Genomic DNA, 19,700 nt, shown 5'->3' with positions numbered 1-19,700 from the left:
AGTGCAACATTTCTCGGGAACTCAGAAGTCGCGCAGATTGCCCTGGATGCCGCCGTCGCCGTACTCGTCGCGCAGCACGCCGCGCCGGCGCAGGATCGGCACGAGCTCGTCGAGGTACTTGTGCACGGTGACCGGGTGCAGGTCGCCCGAGAAGATGAAGCCGTCGTTGTCGGCCTCCTCGCCGAACTCCTCGATGAAGTCGGCGACCTGCTCGGCCGTGCCGACGAACCCGGCATGGTCGGCGATGCGACCTTTGCGGGCCTTCGCCACGAGCAGCTCGCGGAGCGTGGCATCCGCGAAGCTCGCCGCGGTCTTGCCGAGCAGCCCCTTGATCGTGCCCTGCGACACGTGGTCGCCGAAGATCGACGGGTCGATCGGCCGATCGAGCGGCAGGCCCGTGAGGTCGGTCTCGAGGTCGCTCGATTGGCCCTCGAGGATGGCGGCGAGCACCTCGTCGCTCGGGTCGAGCGAGGCGGCGACGACCCGGTCGACCTCCTCCTGGCTCGACACGATCTCGGGCTTGAACACGAACAGGGTCTTCACCGCGTTCGCGGGTCGACCGTGCGCGAGCGACGCGTCGATGATCTTCTGGCGGTAGGCGCGCACGACGTCGAGGTCGAGCGGCGCGTAGGCGAGCTGCACGTCGGAGTGCGTGCCGGCGAACGCGAGCCCCTTGGGCGAGCCGCCCGGTGACACGATCGCCGGGTCACCGTCGGTGAACGGGATCGCGTTCAGCGGCCCGGGCACGTCGAAGTACTCCCCCGTGAACCGGTTCTCGCGGATCTTCGAGCCGTCGGCGAACCGCCACGTCTGGGTGTCCTCGATGAGCGCGCCGTCGTCCCAGCTGTGCCAGAGCCCGCGCACCGCGGTCAGCCATTCGCTCGCGCGGTCGTAGGCCTGGTCGTGCGTCACGGGCGGCAGGCCGTTGTGGCGGGTGCTCGAGACATCCGTCACCACGTTGATGCCGACGCGATGCCCGCTCAGGTGGTGCAGCGACGCGAACTGGCGGGCCGCGAGGTAGGGCGGCCAGATGCCCGCGTTCACGGTCGGCGCGATGCCGATGTGCTCGGTCGCGCCGAGCAGGTAGGGCGTCAGCGCGACGGGGTCGTGCTTGGGCCCGCCGTATGCCTTGCGCACGCGCAGCTCGATCGTCTCGGGGGTGCCGATCGAGGGGCCGTCCTCGATGATGACGAGGTCGAGGCCCGCCTGCTCGAGCTCGCGCACCGACTGCTGGTAGAGCTTCGGCTCCGTCCAGCGGTAGTTCCAGCGGTGGTACTCGTGGCCCCAGCCCTGCGGGCCGAAGCCGCGCGAGAAGAACCAGCCGAAGTGCTGCAGTCGGGTCATCGGGTGCTCCCTTCGAGCAGGGCGGATGCCGCGGCATCCGTGGTGCGTCGTGTCGCCGTGGGCGTCCCGGGCGTCGTCGACCGGGCGGATGCCGCGGGCGCACGACGAGCGGATGCCGCGCGCACGGCGGCGAGCCCGCGCTCGAGGTCGCGCATGAGGTCGTCTGGCTCCTCGAGTCCGACCGAGAGCCGCAGCAGGCCGGCGGAGATGCGCCCGCGGGCGCGGGTCGCGGCGTCGAGGTGAGCGTGCGTGGTCGTCGCCGGATGCAGGATGAGCGAACGCGTGTCGCCGATGTGGCTCATGCGGCTGAACAGCTCGACCGCGTCGTAGAACGCCTCGGCGCTCTGCTCGCCGCCGTCGAGCACGAACGAGAGCACGGCGCCCTGCCCGCGCGGCAGGTACCGTTCGGCGAGGTCGTGCGACGGGTTCGAGGGCAGACCCGCGTAGTTGACCGAGAGCACCTCTGGCCGGTCTTCGAGCCATGCCGCGAGTGCGGCCGCCGTCGAGGACTGCCGCCCGACGCGCAGCGAGAGCGTCTCGATGCCCTGCTGGATGAGGAACGCGTTGAACGGCGAGAGCACCGGACCGAAGAGCGCACCGGTGACGCCGCGGATGTACGCCGTGTAGGCGCCCGCGCCGTGGGCCTCGAGGTAGCTCGCGCCCTGCAGGCCGGTGTCGGGCTCGGTGAGGTGCGGGTACGCGCCGGGCGTCGCCGACCAGTCGAACGTGCCGGCGTCGATCACGACCCCGCCGAGCGCGGCGCCGTGCCCCGAGAGGAACTTGCTCGCGGAGTGCACGACGAGGTCGGCGCCGTGCTCGATCGGGCGCACGAGGTAGGGCGTCGCGAGCGTGTTGTCGACGATGAAGGGCACGCCCGCGGCCTGCGCGACCGCGGCGACGCCCGACAGGTCGATGACGTCGTTGGTCGGGTTGGCGATCGACTCGGCGTAGACCGCGCGCGTGTTCGGGCGGATGCGGCGGCGCCACTCGTCGAGGTCGCGGGCGTCGTCGACGAACTCGACCTCGATGCCGAAGCGGCCGAAGCCCTGCGTGAAGAGCGAGCGCGTGCCCGAGTAGACGCTCTGCGCCGAGAGCACGTGGTCGCCGGCCTTCGCGACGGCGAGCACCGCGACCGTGAGCGCGGCCTGCCCGCTCGCGACGACGACCGCGTCGCGGCCGCGCTCGAGCTCGGCGAGCCGTCGTTCGAGCGCCGCGTTCGTGGGGTTGCCGGCTCGCGTGTACACGTAGCCCTGGTCGTCGCCCGCGAAGCGGTCGCGAGCCTGCGCGAAGTCGTCGAAGCGGAACCCGGCGCTCAGGTAGATCGGCGTGATGCGGGCTCCGAACGCGGGCTCGTCGTGCTCGCCCGCGTGCACCTGGCGCGTGGCGAAGCCGGGCTCGGGCACGGCGAACCGGTCGTCGAACCCGTCGTCGTACGCGGCGGAACCCGGCTCGTCGTGCGCTGGTCGGAAAGGCATGCGGACATCTTCGGCGCGCGCCCGCTCGCCGTGAAACCGGGCGCGACGCGTGAAGTCACCGTCGGTCACGGTCCGTCACATCCGAACGTGGCGTCGCCGTCGAATGTCGGCCCGCCCGCAGCGTCCGCGGTTCCCCGGCATCGGCCCCGCCCTCGGCTTCGGCCTCGGATCTCACAATTCGGATATGCCAGTTCCGCCGCATCGATGAGGCGGAACCGGCATACCCCGGAGCGACCACCGGCGCCCTCGCACTCGGACCGCTGCGAGCCGGACTGGACGATCTTCTGTCAAACCCTCGCGCACCGCACGCGCACGCGAGAGAGTGGGATCAGCAGCGCGGCTCCGGGCTGCCCAGCGGATGGAGCGAACATGACCGACCAGTCGAACAGCCAGCCCATCGACCCCGACGCCCGCGCGGCGGACGACGGGGAGGCCGGCGAGTACACCGAGACCGACTTCGGCACCGGCGCCGAGGAGCGCACCGTGCCGGGCGAGGGCGAGTACACCGAGACCGACTTCCCCGACGGGGTGAAGACGACCGAACCGGGTGAAGGCGAGTACACCGAGACCGAGTTCCCCGACGGCGTCGAGACGACCGAACCCGGCAAGGGCGAGTACACCGAGACCGACCCCGGCAAGTAGGTCGCATGCCGGGCCGCCGGGCGCGGCCGCCAGCGCGGGCTCACCGCCTCCGGCACCGGGCACCGCCCTCGATTTCACCTGCGCGGTCGGCACTGCGAGGCTTGCACCGATGCACGCCTCGCTCACGACACGACCCTGCCTGCCCGCCGACGCCGAGTACGTCGTCGCGTTGAAGGAGCGCACGATGCGCCCCGACCTCGAGCGCCTCGGACGGTGGAACGCCGAGCGGTCGCGGTCGCGGGTGCTCGCCGCGTTCTCGACCGAGCATACGCGCATCATCGAGTTCGACGGCGAGCCGGTGGGCAGCGTCTCGCTGCGCCCGGCCGACGGCGACCACTGGCTCGAGCTGTTCTACCTCGAGCCGTCGACGCAGGGGCGCGGCTTCGGTTCGGCCGTGCTGGCGGAGCTGCTCGCCGAGGCCGACGCCGCCGGCACGACGATCAGGCTCGACGTGCTGCAGGGCAGCCGCGCCCGCGGCCTCTACGAGCGGCACGGATTCGTGTTCGACTCGGAGGACGAGATCGACGTGTTCCTGGTTCGGCGGCCCGCAGGCTGAGTCCGCGGATGCCTGCTGCCGCCGATGCCACGGCTTCCGCGGCATCCGTCTGGCGCGACCGCCTTCAGAACAGGCGCGCCTGCGCGACGACCGGTGCGCCCTCGAGCTCGAGCAGGAACCGCTTGCGTTCGAGCCCGCCCGCGTAGCCGGTGAGCGAGCCGTCGGCGCCGACCACGCGGTGGCACGGCACGACGATGCTGATCGGGTTGCGCCCGACCGCGTTGCCGACGCGGCGCGCGAGATTGCGGTCGCCGAGGCGCGCGGCCAGCTCGCCGTAGGTCACGGTCTCGCCGAACGGGATGTCGCGCAGCATCGTCCAGACCGCGTGCTGGAACTCGTCGCCGCTGGGTGCGAGCGGCAGGTCGAACGTCGTGCGCTCCCCCGCGAGGTACTCGGCCAGCTGCACCCCGAACGCGACGACGACGGGATCGGTCGCCGCGTCGACCTCGGCCCCGATGCTGTCGGCCGGGAGCGGATGCCAGTGCCCCGGGAACGTGATGCCCGCGAGCGCGTCGCCGTCGGCCGTCGGCTCGACGACCACGAGCAGGTCGCCGAGCGGCGTCGGCAGGGTCGCATGTCGTCGGGCCATGACTCCATGATCACCCCGCCGAGGTCGCGCGCGGCACGGTTTCGCAGCGGGAATCGGACTTCACGCCCGGTCGGCGACGGCCGGATGCCCCGCCGATGCGCCGACCCGAGGAGGGCGACGGTCGGCGGGGCATCCGCTCGGTGCAGCGCGAACGGTCAGCCGTACAGGCGCACGTCCGAGATCGACCACCAGTTGCCGGCGTCGCCCGTCGAGGCGACGCGCAGGTAGCGGGCCGTGGTCCCGGGCACGTCGACCTCGGTCAGCTGCCCGGTTCCGGCGCCGCTCGCGAGCATCGTCCACGTCGTGCCATCGGTCGACGCCTCGAGCGACCAGCCGCGGGCGTAGTCGCCGAGGTTGCCGCCCGAGTCGACGGCCACCCGGCTGAACGTCTTGGCTGTGCCGAAGTCGACGGTGAGGTTCTGGCCGGCCGTCTGGCCCTGGCCGCTCGACCAGCGCGTCGACGCGTCGCCGTCGACCGCGAGCCCCGCGTCGGCCGATGCCGACGTGGCCGTCGCGGTGGCGCCGTCGATCGCCACGGGCGCGAGGCCGTCGTCGAACGCCGTCGAGGCCGGCCACGTGAAGGTCGCGAGCGACCCGCCGGGCATCGTGTAGTCGAACGACTTCGAGCCGACCTTCACCGACATGCCGCGCGGGTCGTCGTTCTCGTTGTGCGCCACGAGCACGTACGAGCCGTCGGGATTGCGGAACGCGACATCCGTGATCTGGCCGTTCCACCCGGTGGTGCCGAACGAGGTGCTCGCGATGCGCACGGCGCCGGGCTTCACGAACTTCGAGAGGTGGCCGATCGTGTAGTACTCGGCATCGGTCGTGACCGTGCCGTCGGAGTGCGTGGTGACGAGGCCCGTGCAGGTGCCGCAACCGCCGAGGTTCGGGCCGCCGTTCTCGTCGAGCGCGATGTTCCAGTTGACGGTCGACTTGGCCCAGTTGCGCGTGACACCGACGGTGATGGTGCGCGCGTGCCACTTGAGCGTGTCGCTGAACACCTTTGCGGGCGGGTCGTCGACGCCGTGCGATCCGGAGCACTCGGTAAACCAGATGCCCTTGTCGGGGAACTGCTCGTGGAGCGCGGTCTGCGCGCTCGGGTCGCCGTAGTAGCAGTGGAACGCGGTGCCGGAAATCCACTTCGCGGCCTTCGTCTGAAGCAGCTTCGCGGGGTAGTCGGGTTCGGGGTCCTGACCGGACGGGGTGTTCGCGAGGTCGTTCGGGTGCGTCGCCCAGTTGTGGTCGTAGCCGAGGATCTTCGTCTTCGGGCTCGCGACCTTGAGCAGCGGCCCGAGGATCGTGATGACGCGCGCCTGGTCGGCGACCGGCATGTCCATGCCCGGGTAGCCGTCGGGTGTGCGGTTCTGCGGCTCGTTCTGGATCGTCAGGTAGTCGATCGGAATGCCGGCCTGCTTGTACGCGACGACGTACCGCACGAGGTACGCGGCATAGGCCGCGGCGTTGATCGTGCCGGGCTCGAGCTGTCCGCCGACGAGCGAGTCGTTCGTCTTCAGCCACGCGGGCGGGCTCCACGGCGTCGCCACGATCTTGAGCGCCGGGTTGAGCTTCTTCGCCTGGCGCAGCAACGGCAGGATCTGCGCCTCGTCGTGCGCGATGCTGAACTTGCGCAGCAGGTAGTCGTTCTTGCCCGGCGCCACGTCGTCGTAGGTGTAGTGGGCGGATGCCGCGGTGAAGTCGCTCGACCCGATGGGCTGTCGCAGCAGGCTCACGCCGATGCCCTTGACCGGGTCGAAGAGCTTCGTCATCGTCGCGTCGCGCTCGGACTTGCTGAGCGCGAAGAGCACGGCGGCCGAGGAGTCGGTGATCGACGCGCCGAAGCCGTCCATGCTCTGGTAGGTCGTCTCCGGGTCGATCACGATCGTCGGGTCGGCCGAGCGGGTGTCGCCGAACGCGAGCTGCGCCTGCGGGGTGAGCAGGTTCGCGCGGTCGAGGGTCGTGAGCCACACTCGGGCCTGCGGGGTGTCGTCGGCGCCCTGGCGCGCGGCCGTCGCGGGCGTCGCGCTCGCGGTGGTCGCAGCGCTCGCCGCGCCGGTCGCAGTGCTCGACGCGGGTGCCGCGCCGGCCGCGCCCGCGGTGACGGATGCCGCGAGCAGGGCGCCGATCGCGGCCCCCGCCCACAGCCTGGTCGTCGTCTTCATGGAGAGCCTCCTCGTCGAGTGCTTCGGATCGTGCGCGGAACCTGCGCACGGTGGGTCTTGCGACGCCGGGATCTTGCGCACGACCGTTCTCAGATGTAACAATTGGAACGTTCGTGTAACGTTGCGCTGCAATCCTGCTCGCCACCCGCACGCACGTCAAGGGGTGGTGAACGCATGGCAGCTGCTGCGGCATCCGCTCCCCTCGCCCCGCGCGCCCGCGCCTCGGTGCGCGACGTCGCCGAGGCCACCGGGCTCTCGATCGCGACCGTCTCGCGTGTGCTGAACGGCAATGCGCAGGTCGCGCCGGCCACGCGCGAGCTCGTGCTCGGCGCGCTCGAGGGCCTCGGCTCGGCCGCGCCGATCGCCCGAGGCCACAGTCGCCAGACCGGCGGTCCGGTGTTCGTGCGCTGCCCGTACGTGCTCACCGACTACTTCGGCCTCATCGTCTCGTCGATCGCCGAGGAGCTCGCCGCCAACGCCCGCCCCATGCTGCTCGACGCAGGGGAATCGTCGCAGTCGCGGCATCCGCTCGGCCAGATGCCGATGCGCGCCGAGACGTCCGGGGCCATCCTGATCCTGCCGCCCGAGGACGCCGCCGAGCTCGGCGCGCTGCGCCGGCACGGGTTCCCGTTCGTGATCGTCGACCCGCGCACGCGCGCGCCCGAGGGCTCGGTCGTCGTCTCGGCGGCGCACCACCAGGGCGCCCGTGCGCTGACGACGCACCTGCTCGACCTCGGGCACCGCCGCATCGGCGTGCTCGCCGGCCCCGACGAGTGGCTGGTCAGCCGCGAGCGTCTCGCGGGGCACACCGCGGCCCTCGCCGAGGTCGGCGTGCTGCAGGACCCGGCGCTCGTCTCGTCGGTCTCGGCGGATGTCGAGAGCGGCCGTGTCGCCGCCTCCGAACTGCTCGCGCGTGCCGAGCGCCCGACCGCGCTCGTGTGCTTCAACGACAAGGTGGCCGTCGGCGCCATGCGCGCCGTGCAGGAGGCCGGGCTCCGCGTGCCCGAAGACGTCTCGGTGGTCGGCTTCGACGACAGCGACCTGAGCCGCGCCACCACCCCGGGTCTCACGACGGTGTGGCAGCCGCTCGCCGACATGGGCCGGCTCGCGGTCACCCAACTGCTGCGCCTCATCTCGCACGAGCGCGTCGACGCCCTGCAGGTCGAGCTCGGCACGCGCCTCGTGGTGCGCGAGTCGACCGCCGTGATGCGGTCGCCGGGCTGACCCGCGCGTCGGCCAGACCCGCGCGATCGCGCTGACGCGTCCGGGCACTCCGCGCTGCGACCCCCGGCGCTACCTCGTCGCGACCGACCGCACCACGGCGAGCGGTTCGGCTACGGCGCCGAGGTGCTCCCACGTGATGTGCGGCGCGAGCGCGTCGAGGAAGTCCGCCGCATCGAACGCAGAACCTGCCGACGAGACCCCGCTGCCCGTGACACGCCCGTCGACGATGCGCGCGACGGCCTCGACCGCGAGCGGCGCCGTCACGGCGTAGATGTCGCGACCGTGGGCCACGGCACGTCGCTGCTCGTCGCCGCGCTGCACGATCACGTCGACGGCGAACGTCTGGTCGGAGCGGCCGCTCGCATCGGCGGCGGTCGGCTCGGGGGTATCCGACGAGGCCATGTCGTTCGCTGCGGCCTGCGCCATCGAGGTGCGCACCTCGCGCACGTCGAGGTGGCTGGGCAGGGTGACGATGTCGGCCATCGTGAACTCGACGACGAGCGGCTTCGTGCCGGTCGGCTCGGGGAACGGCCAGTCGATGATCGACGTGTCGTGCTCGTCGACGTAGTGCAGTCGCCCGTCGGCGAACCTCACGAACTGGCCGCCGCGCCGCTCGCGGGAGACCGCCCCGGCGATGCGGGTGCCCGCCGTGGGCCGCCAACTGCTGAGCCCGTAGCCGACCTGCACCAGGTCGGCCGAGCTCCAGTCGCCCATCGCGACGGTGGCGAGCAGGTCGCCGAGCCCGCCGAAGAAGGCCATCGCCGGCACGACCACGGCGCCCGCCGCATCGGCACGCCCGGCGAAATTCGCGAACGTGTCGACGTTCGCCTCGATCTCGGCGGCCACGTCGACGTACGGGACGCCCGTGCGAAGCGCCGACTCGATCAGCGGCCCTGCGGTCGACGCGAACGGGCCGGCGCAGTTGATCACGGCGGCGCTTCCGGCGAGTGCTCGGTCGAGGGCCGCTGCGTCATCGACGGACGCTGGTCGGGACTCGAGGCGCGTGGCCGCAGCGAGCTCGTCGAGTTGCACCGCGTCACGCCCCGACAGCACCGGAACGAAGCCGCGATCCTGCAACTCCCGCACCACGAAGCGGCCGGTGTGGCCGTAGGCGCCGTAGACCGTGACCTGAGCGGACTGCCGTGCCGAGGACTGCGGTGCCGAGGACTGCGATGCTGTTGCCAAGCTGTGCTCCTTCGATCGGTGGGGCGCTGCCGATCGGGTGCGACGGCGACGACACGCTGAACACTATCGACGCCGACGGACGCGCGGGCGCGTGTCGCGGCATCCGCATGTGAAGCGACCTCCCGCAGCGCAGCTCGCGTGCGCTTCGGCGCGCTACTGCCCGCTCCGCGGACCTCCGGCGAGGTGGCGCTCGCGCATCGCGAGGAACAACGGGAACGTGAACGTGAACGCCGTCAGCAGTGCGCCGACGACGTAGAGCCAGCCGAACCGCATGCCGAGTCGCCGTGCCTCGACGATGATCAGGATGCTGCCCGCCACCGCCACGCCGAGCAGGTCGACCGTGAGCGACGACACCGCTGGCCCGCCGTCGAACCAGGCGCCGAGGAAGTCCTGCATCTGCACGACGGCGAGCGCGTTGAAGGTCATGGCCGCGCCCAGCCCGGCGACGGCGATCACGAGGTAGGTCACGGCGAGCGGCGTCCAGCGCGGTTTCATGACGACAGTCTGATGCGAGGCCGCGGCGACGGCCAGAGCGAGGGCCAGAGCGCCGGCGTGCACGTGCGACGGATGCGGCCGCGCGCGTAGCCGGGCGGCGGTGAGGTGTCAACGGGCGCCGCGACGCGGCATCCGATGCGAGACTGACCGGATGCCGCGTCGCACCCGATCCCGTCAGCCCGCCCGTTCAGCCACGGCCGGATCGCCCGGACGGCCGAAGGGTTCGGGCCCGCTCGCCGTGCTGCGGGCGATCGCGCGGTGGGCGCTGGCGGCGCTGCTGGTCGCCGCCGGACTCTCGCACCTGTTCTGGGCGCGCAAGGGCTATCGCATCGTGGTGCCCGATTGGGCGGTCGACCACACGCCCTTCGACAAGGACGCGGTGGTCGTGGCATCCGGAGCCGCCGAGCTGCTCATGGGTGCAGGCGTGATCGGCCTGCCGCGCGAGCGACGCCGCATGGGCGCGATCATCGCGGCGTTCTTCGTGGCGGTGTTCCCGGGCAACGTGCACCAGTGGCGCACCGGGCGCGAGGCGCCCATGCTGCGCACGGATCGGGCCCGGTTCATCCGCCTGTTCCTGCAGCCGGTGCTCGTCGCGTGGGCGCTGTGGAGCACGGCGCCCGACACGCGCCGCTAGACCGTGCCGGCTTCCAAGTAGGTCAGGATCGCGAGCACCCGGCGATGATCGTCGGCGGACTCGTGCAGATCGAGCTTCGCGAAGATGTTGCTGATGTGCGTCTCGACGGTGCGGGCCGAGAGGTAGAGGTGCTGCCCGATCGCGGTGTTCGAACGCCCCTCGGCCATGAGTGCCAGCACCTCGCGTTCGCGGGGCGTCAGGCCGTCGAGCACCGTCGACTTCGCCGACACCAGCAGGCGTCGCACGACCTCGGGGTCGAGGGCCGTGCCGCCGCCTGCGACACGGTCGAGCGCGTTCAGGAACTCGTCGACGTCGAGCACGCGGTCCTTCAGCAGGTAGCCGATCGCCCCCGACGAGACGAGCTCCACGGTTCGCCGGGTCTCGATGTGCTGCGAGAGCAGCAGCACGGGCGTCGGCGGGCTCCACTCGCGGATCTCGATCGCCGCCGCGACGCCCTCATCGGCCGACGGCATGCGGATGTCGAGCACGACCACGTCGGGTCGATGGGCCCGCACCTGCGCGACCGCCGCGGGTCCCGTCGACGCACGCCCCACGATCTCGTGGCCCGCGCTCGCGAGCAGCGCCGCGAGCCCCTCGCGGAACAGTGCGGAGTCCTCGCCGATCACGATCCGCACGGCAGCACCGCCTCGACCGTCGTGCCGCCGCCGTGCGGCGACCGCACCTCGAGGCGCCCGCCGAGCGCCGCCACGCGGTCCTCGAGTCCGGCGAGGCCTGCAGACGGGCGCACGACCGCCCCGCCGCATCCGTCGTCGGTGATCGCGAGGTGCAGCGTCTCGTCGACCGTGCGCACCCGCACCCGGATACTCGAGGCTGCGGCATGCTTCAACGCGTTGGCCACGGCTTCGCTCGCGACGAAGTAGGCGGTCGTGCCGACGGCATCGGGTACTTCGGCACCGTGCGCGTCGATCTCGATGACGGACGGCGACAGGCGCGCGAGGTCGGCCAGCGCGGGACCGAGGCCGTCGTCGAGGGCGCTCGGCCGCACACCGTGCGCGATCTGCCGCAGCTCGGCCACCGCGGTGCCGAGCTCCGCGACGGCGACGTCGAGCGACTCGACCAGCTCGGTGTCAGCCCCGCCGGCGCGCTGCAGCACCCGCAACCGCATGCCGAGGGCGACGAGCCGCTGCTGGGCGCCGTCGTGCAGGTCGCGCTCGAGCCGCCGCCGTTCCTCGAACGACGCCCGCACGAGCCGTTCGCGCGACGCGGCAACCTCGTCCATCGTGCGGCGCAGCTCGGCACGGAATCGTACGGCGTCCACGAGCGGGGCCGCGGCATCGGCGATCGCGTGCGCCGGCCTCGTGAGTCGAGCCGGCGATGCGACCAGCACGCCGATCTCCTCGCCTCGAAGTCGCACCGGCGTCGTCAGGCGTATGTCGGTGACCGGCGCCGCGTCGCGCGCGAGATCGAACGGCGACGCGAGCGACGTGAGCGGCGCCGGCGACGTGAGCGGCGCGCCGTCGACGGTGACGAGCGAACCCGCACCGCCCTCGGCGAGCGCCCGATAGGCGACGACGAGCTCCGGATCGCGCAGCGCCGCCCGCAGCTCGGCCTGCACGGTCTCGGGCTCGGCCTCGCCGGCGTCGACTCGGGCGCGCAACCGGCGCATGGCGTCGACCGCACGTTCGCGCTCGGGGTAGAGCCAGCGGCCGAACCGGCGACGTGCGAACCCGTAGAGCGGCACGACGAGCAGGGTCAGTGCGATCGTGGTGACGATCGCGACGACGGGCGACCAGGCGAGCAGGGTCAGGCCGGTGACGGCGCACACCACCGACAGCACGGCCAGCACGACGACGCTCAGCGCGGTCGCGGTCAGCGTCGCGACGGCCGCACGGTCGACGTCGAACCAGTCGGGCCGCACGATCGCGACCGCGACCCCGGTCGGGATCGCGAGGTACATGATCGCGAGGCCGAACCCGACGAGATCGGCCGTGCCGATCAGCAGGTAGCTCGTCCAGCAGAGCAGCAGGGTGAGCGGCAGCGACGCCCCGACCACGAACATCCAACGCAGCTGCAGGCGCTGACGCGCATCGGCCCGCCGGTACCGGGCGACGACTGAGACGAGGGATGCCACGAGCAGGCCGAAGAAGACGGGGAGCACGGCGAGTGCGACGATCTCGAACGGGCTCGTCGCCGCGGCATCCGCCCCGCCCGTGCTGCCAGCGCTGCCCGCGGCACGTTCGTCGATCACCCAGTCGAGGGCGACTCCGGCGTTGAAGACGACCACGACGGCGAGGAGCGAGAGGCCGACCACCCGCCAGGCCCGTGAGGCGAATCGGCCGTCGGGCACGAGCAGCAGCAGGAACGCGAGCGGCAGGTAGAGCAGCATCCACGTACCGGCGAACGGTCCGAGATCGACCGGGGTCACGGTCACGGCGACGACGACCGACGTCGCCGCCAGCAGCGCCGCGATCGGGTGCCCGGGCGCCCGTCGGGCGACGATCGTGGCGAGCACCAGCACGTAGGCGGCGATGACGGCCTCGACCGCGATGAGCGGCACCTGATCGACCGAGGCGATCGCGAGCAGCAGGGGCAGGATCGCCGCCGCGAGCACCCAGCCCACCCAGACGATCACCGCCGGCCACCTCAGCCACCACCGCATGAGGCTCACAGTAGTGACGCGCCGCGTGCCGCGGTATCCGTGTCTGCACGCAGTTCGGTTCCGTAGCCGCCACGGTGCCCGCAGGGGTTGGGTCGCGAGACGGTCTGGGTGTGCCCGCCGCTCGGCGGGCGGCCACCGGTCGTTCCGCTCGGAGCGGCACCGATGAGGAGGTTCCACCATGACCGACACCGTTTCGAACTCCGACCGCGCACGGTCGGCTCTGAGGGCGACGGATGCCGCGGCGCAGGCCGCACCCGTTGCCGACGGCTCCGTGCCGCAGCGGCCCGACCCGACCGTCGGATTCCGCCGCGTGGCGACGGCGATCGCCCTGCCGCTGGCCATCGCCGCGCAGGTCGTGACGAACACGGTGTACTCGGTGGTCACCACCTCGAGCGGACTCGACGACCTCAGCGGCGGAGCCGAGGCGCTCGAGTTCTACCGCACGTTCGCGACGGAGATGCAGGTGGCGTCGGTCGCCTCGCTGATCGGTTCGCTGCTGCTCGTGCCCGGACTGCTCGCCGCCCTGCGCGTGCTGCGACCGAGTCGCCCGCGCCTGTCGTTGTGGGCAGCCGTGCTCATGATCGCGGGGTACGTCTGCTACTTCGGCGTGGTGACGACGAACTTCCTCAACGTCGCGCTCGCCACCGGCGGCGTCGATGCGGCCGCCGCGCTCGACGAGGTGCAGCAGATGCCGACGGCGGTGCCCGTGTTCCTGCTGTTCGTGATCGGCAACATCGTCGGCACAGCGCTCCTCGGCCTCGCTGTGATGCTCAGCCGCGGCGCCGTGCCGTGGTTCGCCGGGGTGCTGATCCTGGCCTGGCCGGTGTCGCACGTCATCGGGCTGAGCGTCGGATCGGAATGGTTCGAGGTCGCCGGCGGCACGCTCGAGGTGATCGGCCTCGCGTTCATCGCGGTCGCCGCGCTGCGCATGTCGAACGCGGAGTGGGTGCGGCGGGGGTAGTGGCGGTGGTCGACGGTGCCGGGCGGCGTGCGACGAGTCAGCAGCCCGGGCCGTCGGGCCGCGCGCCGCAGTCGCCGACCACGAGCACCGTGTCGACCGCGCCGACCACGACCGTGCGCGGCTGGATCGGCACGTCGAGCGTGCCGGCGATCGACCGCCACACCGAGCCGTCGAACCGGTACTCGGCCTCGAACGTGACGGTCGGCTGCACCTCGAAGGTTCCGCGCTCGGCGAAGACCAGACTCGTGTCGGTCGCCGTGAACTCGCGCAGCCCGAGCTCGGTCCAGGTCGCTCCGGGGCCGGCGGATGTCACGAGCCCGCCATCGCTCGACGCCCACGCGTACCCGACCGGCGTGAAGCGAACCTCGGCGGGCCGCCCGAGCAGGCTGCCCGCAACGAGCTGCGTCCCGGACACGCTCGACACGAAGTTCGCCGGAAGCCCCACGACCGCCCACCCATCGGGCTCCATGACGTCGCCCTCGATCGCCGGACGGAACGAAGCGATGTCGCGCATCGTCACCGTCGGCTCGCCGGGAACCTCGGGCACCGGCTCCCCCACATCGACCCGGCACGGATCGGTCGGGTCGGTCGGGCTGCAGTCGATCGGGACAGGTGGGGGCGGGGGTTGTTCAGGGACGGCACCATCCGGTCCGTCTGAGGCGTTATTCATATCGACCACGGTTCCTGTCGGAAGCTGCGGCAGAGTCGCCTCACCCCAGAGATTCACACCTTCGTCACCGACCCCGCCCTCGATCTCGCAGAGGCCAGCCGCCTGCGCGATCGTGGAACATTCAGGCTTCACGTCGGCATGTAATGTTCCGATCTGCCCCACTAGGAGCAGTGCTCCTAACAGAAGTCCGTGCCCGACCATAGATCCGATCCACTCACGACCAAGCTCCCCTGATCATTCGCTTCAGTGGAAATTACGATCGGCAAGACTTCATCTCGGTCGGTCGGAGTCACGTCTGCATTCTCAGAATTGAAGATCCGAATGCCCGAAACGTCTGGACAGACATAGAACTGAACGCTGGCCAGCGATCCTCCGTTCCATTGCGCGAGTCGAACGCCGCCGTACGTCACCTTCCCCTCGAAGCGAAGACCAGCGGCGCGAACATCTGTGTACTGATCGATCATGGTCTTCGCGTAGCCATCGCTAACGACCTCCTTGATGCTTTCGACGTCTGCGCCCGGGTCAGCCGAGATGATCGAATCGACGTCCAAGTACGCCTCATACGCCTCAACCGCCGCCGCCAACGCCTCTTCATCCGACGCGAACACGGGAGCGTCAGCGGTCGGCGCCGCGGCTGACGCGTCGGGCGCCTCGCTCGCGGAGGGGTCGGACCCGCCGGAGCACCCGGCGAGCCCGACCGCGATCACCACAGCGATCCCCGCCATCAGGGGGAGGGGGGACTTTCGGGGAACGCCGGGCATGCGGTCCACCGTAGGCGATGCGGGGGTGGGAGACATCCGCTCTCCACAGGCGTCGCGCCGGGCGACATCCGCGATCGATGCCGACGAACACGTGCACGACGACGGCGCGCGGCGCACACTGGAACCACCGACCGACAGGAGCCACCCATGTCCGACGACCGAGTGCCCGCAGCGCTCCGCGCGTTCATCGACAGCACGAACCGCGGCGACACCGAGGCCTTCCTCGACGGCTTCACCGACGATGCGAGCCTCGACGACTGGGGCCGCGTGTTCCACGGCCGCGACGGCATCGCCTCGTGGAACGAGACCGACAACATCGGCAAGCGCACGCACTTCGAGCTCGTCGGCATCGAGGCGACGGATGCCGCGGACACCGTCATCGCGACGCTCACCGTCACCGGCGACGGCTACAACGGCACGGGACCGATCACGTTCACGTCGTCGGGCGACAAGCTGCGCCGAGTGGTCATCGCGCCGACCGATTGAGACGGCGCCAGGAGTTGGCCGAGGCGGCTCGGTACTGGGGCGGGACGTGTGCTGCCACGGCGCCCGGCACTCCGGCACTCCGGCACCGGTTTCCACGGGCAATACCCGCGCCCTCGCGACCGCCGACGAGTGGCGCCTAGATCCAGCCCTGCTCCCACGCCTTCTCGGCCGCCTCGTGCCGTGACGAGGCACCGAGCTTGGTCATCGCCGACGAGAGGTAGTTGCGCACGGTCCCTTGGGCGAGGTGCAGGCGCTCGGCGATCTGCTGCACGCTCAGGGGCGAGCGGCTGTGGCGCAGGGCGTCGAGTTCGCGATCGGTGAGCGGGCAGCGTTCGGCGGTGAGGGCCGTCGCCGCGATCTCGGGGTCGACGTAGCGGCGCCCGGCCGCGACGTCGCGGATGACCTGCGCCAGGTCTTCGGCCGGCATCGACTTCGGCACGAAGCCCGAGACCTTCGACGCGAGCGCCCGGCGCAGCACGCCAGGGCGGGCGTGCCGCGTCACGATGACGACCCGCGTGGGCACCTGCGCGAGGATGCGCCCTGCCGCCTCGACGCCGTCGGCTTCGGGCATCTCGAGGTCGAGGAGGCACACGTCGGGCCGCGTGGTCACGGCCTGCTCGTAGGCGACGACACCGTTCTCGGCCGACGCGACGACCTCGATATCGGGTTCGAGGCTGAGCAGGGCGACCAGTGCGCCGCGGATGAGGTGCTCGTCATCGGCGATCAGCAGGCGGATGCTGCGCTCCCCCGCTGCGTCGGCCGCTGCTGCGCTGTCGCTGCCCGACCGCGCACCCGCCCCAGCGCCGGTCACGCCGATACCCCCGCGGCCGCGGGAGCGCACGCCGTGAGCACGAAACGGCTGGCGGCGGCATCCGTCGACGTCTCGAACGTGCCGCCGACGGCCGCGAGACGCTCGCCCAGCCCGGCGAGTCCGGAACCCCTGCCCATCCCGGAGTCCGGCTGCGCGGCACCCGTGACCCCGTCGTTCACGATCTCGAGCGTCGCTCGCCCGCCCTCGACGGCGAGCGCGATCGACACGTTGATCGCCTCGCTGTGCCGCAGGATGTTCGTGGTCGCCTCGCGCACGACCGAGGCGAGGGCGCTGCGCACGGCGGAGTCGGCGGGCAGCGCACCGAGCTGCAGCGTGCACGCGGCGCCGGCGGCCGTGAGCACCTCGCGCGCGTTCTCGAGCTCGTCATCGAGGGCGACCTGGCGGTACCCGGCGACGAGGGAACGGGTCTCTTCGAGCGCCTGCTTGGCGATGAGCCGCACCTCGTGGATGTGCTCGCGCGCGGCGTCGGGATCGATGGCCATGAGGCGCTCGGCCAGTTCGGACTTCAGCGAGATGACCTGCAGGTGATGCCCCTGGATGTCGTGCAGGTCGCTCGCGAACCGCAGCCGCTCCTGCGTGACCGCGAGCTCGCCCGCGATGCGGCGGCTGCGATCGAGCTGCACGACGATCTGCCACCACCAGAGGCTCGTGATGAGCATGAGCGGCAGCAGGACGGCGTAGATCGTGACGGCCCACCCGCTGCCGGTCGTCGTGAAGGGATTCGCGCTCCCGAGCGTGAGCGTCGCGATCAGCAGGTGGGCGATGACGAGCAGTGCGGATGCCGCGAGCACCAGCCATCGCATCGGCCGCGGCACCAGGCAGGCGAGGAGCGACCCCGCCGCCCAGAGAGCGCTCGCCGCGACGTACGCGTTGCCGTCGACGAAGAGTCCGAGCACCCACACGGCCGCGGCCGGTGCGACAAGCGCGATGGTCCACCACACCGACGGAAGCCCTCCGCCGAGTCCGACCCTCAGGAACCAGCAGTACCGGATCGCCGTCGCGCCGGCCACGAGCTGCAGCACGATCAGCGTCGCGCCGAGCGGATCGGGCGCGAGCGAGTACGGCTCGAGCATGGTCAGGGCTACGAAGACCTCGAAGAAGCCGACGAAGAACACGATCGACCCGAGCGTGTACAACCACGTCGAGTGCACGCTGCGTGACGGTTCGGCGGGCATGCTCTCGAGCGTAGAGCAGTGACATTTGTCACGGGCCGAGGTGCGCGAGTGCACGCGAACCCGTGACGCGGCGGCACTGGGGAGGTCGGTCCGCGATCCGTTGGATGGAGGTATCGCAATCGGCGACCGCCCCGACGAAAGGACCCATCATGATCGACGCCCTGCAGGACTTCGCCTCCTCGTTCCCCGACGTGCTCCAGTGGATCGGCATCATGCTCGTCTCGGCCGTGCCGTTCGTGGAGTCGTACTTCGGCTCGCTCATCGGCGTCGCGATCGGCCTGCCCACCGCCGTCGCCATCGCCGCGGCCGTCGTCGGCAACATCATCTCGATGCTGGTCTTCGTGTTCACCGCGCACGGCGCCCGCTCCACGGCCGTCGCCCGTCGCCGCCGCAAGCGCGAGCTCGCCGGCGTGGGCGCGACCACCGGCGTGCGCGGTGCGGCATCCACCAGCATGGAATACGGCACGGATGCCGCAGCCGACGACGACCTCGACGAGTCGCCCCGCCGCCAGAAGCTGCGCCGCGCGTTCGACCGCTACGGCGTCGCGGGCGTGAGCCTGCTCGGCCAGACGATCCTGCCGAGCCAGATCACGTCGGCCGCGATGGTCTCATTCGGCGCGAACCGCAACGTCGTGATCTTCTGGCAGATCATCTCGATCATCCTCTGGGGCGTCGTCTTCGGCGTGCTCGCGACGCTCGGCATCAACGTCGCGACGCGCTGAGGCCCGCGGCATCCGATCGTGCGTCTTCGAGCCGCTGCCGGCTGAGCAGGCCAGGGAGACCCCGCCCGCCCCCGGTTGCGAACACGGCGACGAGCGATGCGAGCAGCGCGAGCAGGTACCAGACCGAGTCGCCGCTGAACGCAGCGAGCAGCTGGATGCCGCCGATGCCACCGAGGAACCGCAGCGCTCGAGCGAGCCACAGCGGGTATGGCGAGCCCGCGTAACGCAGACGAACGGCCGCGTCGCCGATCGTGCGCCCGGTCGCGAGCGCGGGAATCGCGGTGAGCACGAACGGCACGGCGGGCATGACGATGCCGAGCACCGCGAGCAGCCTCGAAGACGGATCGGCCTCGAGCAGCAGGATCACGACGCCGCCGACGGCGATCTGCACGCTCGCCGTGATGAGCAGCACCGACATCGCGTCGACCACCATCGCCAGCAGCCGCCGCCCGCGGGTGACGGGGATCGGTCGGGCGGCGGCCGCGGCATCCGCTGCATCGAGACGCCAACTCGCCGGCAGTGCGAGCGACAGCAGCGAACCGAGCACCGCACCCGCCGTGTTGGTGAGCAGGTCGTCGACGTCGAACACGCGGTACGCGCAGGGATAGAGACCCCAGACCCCGGTGAGCTGGGTGAGCTCGATCAAGAGGGACAAGCCGAACCCGGCGGCGAGCGAGACGAGCACGCCGCGCCGCCACAGCAGCCGCACGAACACGCCGAGCGGCACGAACAGCAGCACGTTCAGCACGAGCTGCAGCACGGCCGGGTCGGTGAGCGGATGTCCCCTGCCGACCGCGCCCGCGATGTCGTGCACGAATTCGCCGGGGTTGAGGTTCGTGCCCTTGCAGCGCACCTCGTCGGGGTCGGGCAGCGGCAGGAGTGTGTAGGTCCAGACGGCGATGCCGTAGATCAGGGCTGCGAACGGCACGACCACCCGCCAGGCGGTGAGTCGCCCGTGGCGGCGATAGGCGATCGCCACGTACGGCACGAAGGCGAGCACCCCGACGACGACGCCGATCCCGACGGCCAGGATGCCCAGCAGCAGCTGGTCGTGCACGGAGGTCCCCCTCGTGTGGTCGGTCGCGCGGTTCCGCCGCTGGAGTGCGTGCGCTCAGTCGAGGGTAGCGGGAGCCGCGGCATCCGCGTGCCTGCGCCGTCGTCTCCGGC

At 71.4% G+C, this 19,700-nt stretch carries 20 protein-coding genes; 7 read left to right on the top strand and 13 right to left on the bottom strand.

The window, feature by feature from the left end:
- Window positions 1–21: 21 nt before the first annotated feature.
- Window positions 22–1,344: an LLM class flavin-dependent oxidoreductase gene (locus tag ACFVS8_RS14045; protein WP_387063309.1), complete on the bottom strand. Its 1,323-nt coding sequence runs from the start codon at window positions 1,342–1,344 to the stop codon at window positions 22–24.
- On the bottom strand, window positions 1,341–2,819 hold the full coding sequence (locus ACFVS8_RS14040; protein ID WP_387063306.1) for an O-acetylhomoserine aminocarboxypropyltransferase/cysteine synthase family protein: 1,479 nt from the start codon (window positions 2,817–2,819) through the stop codon (window positions 1,341–1,343). The genes ACFVS8_RS14045 and ACFVS8_RS14040 overlap by 4 nt, the downstream gene beginning before the upstream one ends.
- 369 nt (window positions 2,820–3,188) lie before the next feature.
- Here ACFVS8_RS14040 and ACFVS8_RS14035 point away from each other — a divergent pair, with 369 nt between their 5' ends.
- Window positions 3,189–3,461: a hypothetical protein gene (locus ACFVS8_RS14035; RefSeq protein ID WP_387063303.1), complete on the top strand. Its 273-nt coding sequence runs from the start codon at window positions 3,189–3,191 to the stop codon at window positions 3,459–3,461.
- Between the two features lie 109 nt (window positions 3,462–3,570).
- On the top strand, window positions 3,571–4,017 hold the full coding sequence (locus tag ACFVS8_RS14030) for a GNAT family N-acetyltransferase (protein ID WP_387063300.1): 447 nt from the start codon (window positions 3,571–3,573) through the stop codon (window positions 4,015–4,017).
- A gap of 64 nt (window positions 4,018–4,081) precedes the next feature.
- Here ACFVS8_RS14030 and ACFVS8_RS14025 read toward each other — a convergent pair whose 3' ends face one another.
- Window positions 4,082–4,606, bottom strand: coding sequence for a methylated-DNA--[protein]-cysteine S-methyltransferase (locus tag ACFVS8_RS14025; protein ID WP_387063297.1), 525 nt, complete (start codon window positions 4,604–4,606; stop codon window positions 4,082–4,084).
- A gap of 155 nt (window positions 4,607–4,761) precedes the next feature.
- The gene (locus tag ACFVS8_RS14020; protein ID WP_387063294.1) at window positions 4,762–6,768 is read right to left on the bottom strand and encodes a discoidin domain-containing protein; all 2,007 of its coding nucleotides are present in this window, start codon (window positions 6,766–6,768) and stop codon (window positions 4,762–4,764) included.
- 174 nt (window positions 6,769–6,942) lie between these two features.
- Between ACFVS8_RS14020 and ACFVS8_RS14015 the strand changes: the two genes are divergently transcribed.
- Window positions 6,943–7,992: a LacI family DNA-binding transcriptional regulator gene (locus tag ACFVS8_RS14015; RefSeq protein WP_387063291.1), complete on the top strand. Its 1,050-nt coding sequence runs from the start codon at window positions 6,943–6,945 to the stop codon at window positions 7,990–7,992.
- Window positions 7,993–8,061: 69 nt separating this feature from the next.
- Here ACFVS8_RS14015 and ACFVS8_RS14010 read toward each other — a convergent pair whose 3' ends face one another.
- Both ACFVS8_RS14010 and ACFVS8_RS14005 read right to left on the bottom strand, forming a co-directional pair.
- Complete coding sequence (locus ACFVS8_RS14010; protein ID WP_387063288.1) at window positions 8,062–9,177, bottom strand: saccharopine dehydrogenase NADP-binding domain-containing protein; 1,116 nt, start codon at window positions 9,175–9,177, stop codon at window positions 8,062–8,064.
- Window positions 9,178–9,330: 153 nt separating this feature from the next.
- Window positions 9,331–9,672, bottom strand: a complete 342-nt coding sequence (locus ACFVS8_RS14005) for a DUF2834 domain-containing protein (protein ID WP_387063285.1) — start codon at window positions 9,670–9,672, stop codon at window positions 9,331–9,333.
- A gap of 241 nt (window positions 9,673–9,913) precedes the next feature.
- Here ACFVS8_RS14005 and ACFVS8_RS14000 point away from each other — a divergent pair, with 241 nt between their 5' ends.
- Window positions 9,914–10,306 carry a hypothetical protein gene (locus ACFVS8_RS14000; protein WP_387063893.1) on the top strand — a complete coding sequence of 131 codons (393 nt, stop codon included), beginning with the start codon at window positions 9,914–9,916 and terminating at the stop codon, window positions 10,304–10,306.
- On the opposite strand, the gene ACFVS8_RS13995 is transcribed toward ACFVS8_RS14000, so the two are convergent.
- On the bottom strand, window positions 10,303–10,941 hold the full coding sequence (locus ACFVS8_RS13995) for a response regulator (RefSeq protein WP_387063282.1): 639 nt from the start codon (window positions 10,939–10,941) through the stop codon (window positions 10,303–10,305). The two genes, ACFVS8_RS14000 and ACFVS8_RS13995, sit on opposite strands and share 4 nt — an antisense overlap.
- A complete protein-coding gene (locus tag ACFVS8_RS13990; protein WP_387063279.1) occupies window positions 10,929–12,926 on the bottom strand; it encodes a histidine kinase in 1,998 nt (665 codons plus the stop codon). Before ACFVS8_RS13990 ends, ACFVS8_RS13995 begins: the two co-directional genes overlap by 13 nt.
- A gap of 178 nt (window positions 12,927–13,104) precedes the next feature.
- Here ACFVS8_RS13990 and ACFVS8_RS13985 point away from each other — a divergent pair, with 178 nt between their 5' ends.
- Window positions 13,105–13,887 (top strand): hypothetical protein, encoded by a 783-nt coding sequence (locus ACFVS8_RS13985; RefSeq protein WP_387063276.1) that lies wholly within the window; start codon window positions 13,105–13,107, stop codon window positions 13,885–13,887.
- 37 nt (window positions 13,888–13,924) lie between these two features.
- Here the strand turns inward: ACFVS8_RS13985 and ACFVS8_RS13980 are convergent, their stop codons facing one another.
- Both ACFVS8_RS13980 and ACFVS8_RS13975 read right to left on the bottom strand, forming a co-directional pair.
- Window positions 13,925–14,401: a hypothetical protein gene (locus tag ACFVS8_RS13980; protein WP_387063273.1), complete on the bottom strand. Its 477-nt coding sequence runs from the start codon at window positions 14,399–14,401 to the stop codon at window positions 13,925–13,927.
- 332 nt (window positions 14,402–14,733) lie between these two features.
- Window positions 14,734–15,318 (bottom strand): hypothetical protein, encoded by a 585-nt coding sequence (locus tag ACFVS8_RS13975; RefSeq protein ID WP_387063270.1) that lies wholly within the window; start codon window positions 15,316–15,318, stop codon window positions 14,734–14,736.
- A 147-nt stretch (window positions 15,319–15,465) separates the two neighbouring features.
- On the opposite strand from ACFVS8_RS13975, the gene ACFVS8_RS13970 reads away from it, so the two are divergent.
- Window positions 15,466–15,804, top strand: a complete 339-nt coding sequence (locus ACFVS8_RS13970) for a YybH family protein (protein WP_387063267.1) — start codon at window positions 15,466–15,468, stop codon at window positions 15,802–15,804.
- Between the two features lie 136 nt (window positions 15,805–15,940).
- Here the strand turns inward: ACFVS8_RS13970 and ACFVS8_RS13965 are convergent, their stop codons facing one another.
- On the bottom strand, window positions 15,941–16,540 hold the full coding sequence (locus tag ACFVS8_RS13965; protein ID WP_387063890.1) for a DNA-binding response regulator: 600 nt from the start codon (window positions 16,538–16,540) through the stop codon (window positions 15,941–15,943).
- A 71-nt stretch (window positions 16,541–16,611) separates the two neighbouring features.
- A complete protein-coding gene (locus tag ACFVS8_RS13960) occupies window positions 16,612–17,811 on the bottom strand; it encodes a sensor histidine kinase (RefSeq protein ID WP_387063264.1) in 1,200 nt (399 codons plus the stop codon).
- 149 nt (window positions 17,812–17,960) lie between these two features.
- Here ACFVS8_RS13960 and ACFVS8_RS13955 point away from each other — a divergent pair, with 149 nt between their 5' ends.
- The gene (locus tag ACFVS8_RS13955; protein ID WP_387063261.1) at window positions 17,961–18,533 is read left to right on the top strand and encodes a hypothetical protein; all 573 of its coding nucleotides are present in this window, start codon (window positions 17,961–17,963) and stop codon (window positions 18,531–18,533) included.
- On the opposite strand, the gene ACFVS8_RS13950 is transcribed toward ACFVS8_RS13955, so the two are convergent.
- Entirely contained in the window at window positions 18,514–19,590 is a 1,077-nt protein-coding gene (locus ACFVS8_RS13950; protein WP_387063258.1) for a VanZ family protein, read from the bottom strand. The genes ACFVS8_RS13955 and ACFVS8_RS13950 overlap by 20 nt on opposite strands.
- Between the last annotated feature and the right edge of the window lie 110 nt (window positions 19,591–19,700).

The organism is Agromyces sp. NPDC058110, assembly GCF_042884735.1.
GTDB lineage: Bacteria > Actinomycetota > Actinomycetes > Actinomycetales > Microbacteriaceae > Agromyces.
The sequence above is the reverse complement of the archived record's forward strand: the minus strand, read 5'-3'. Positions and strand labels throughout refer to the sequence as shown.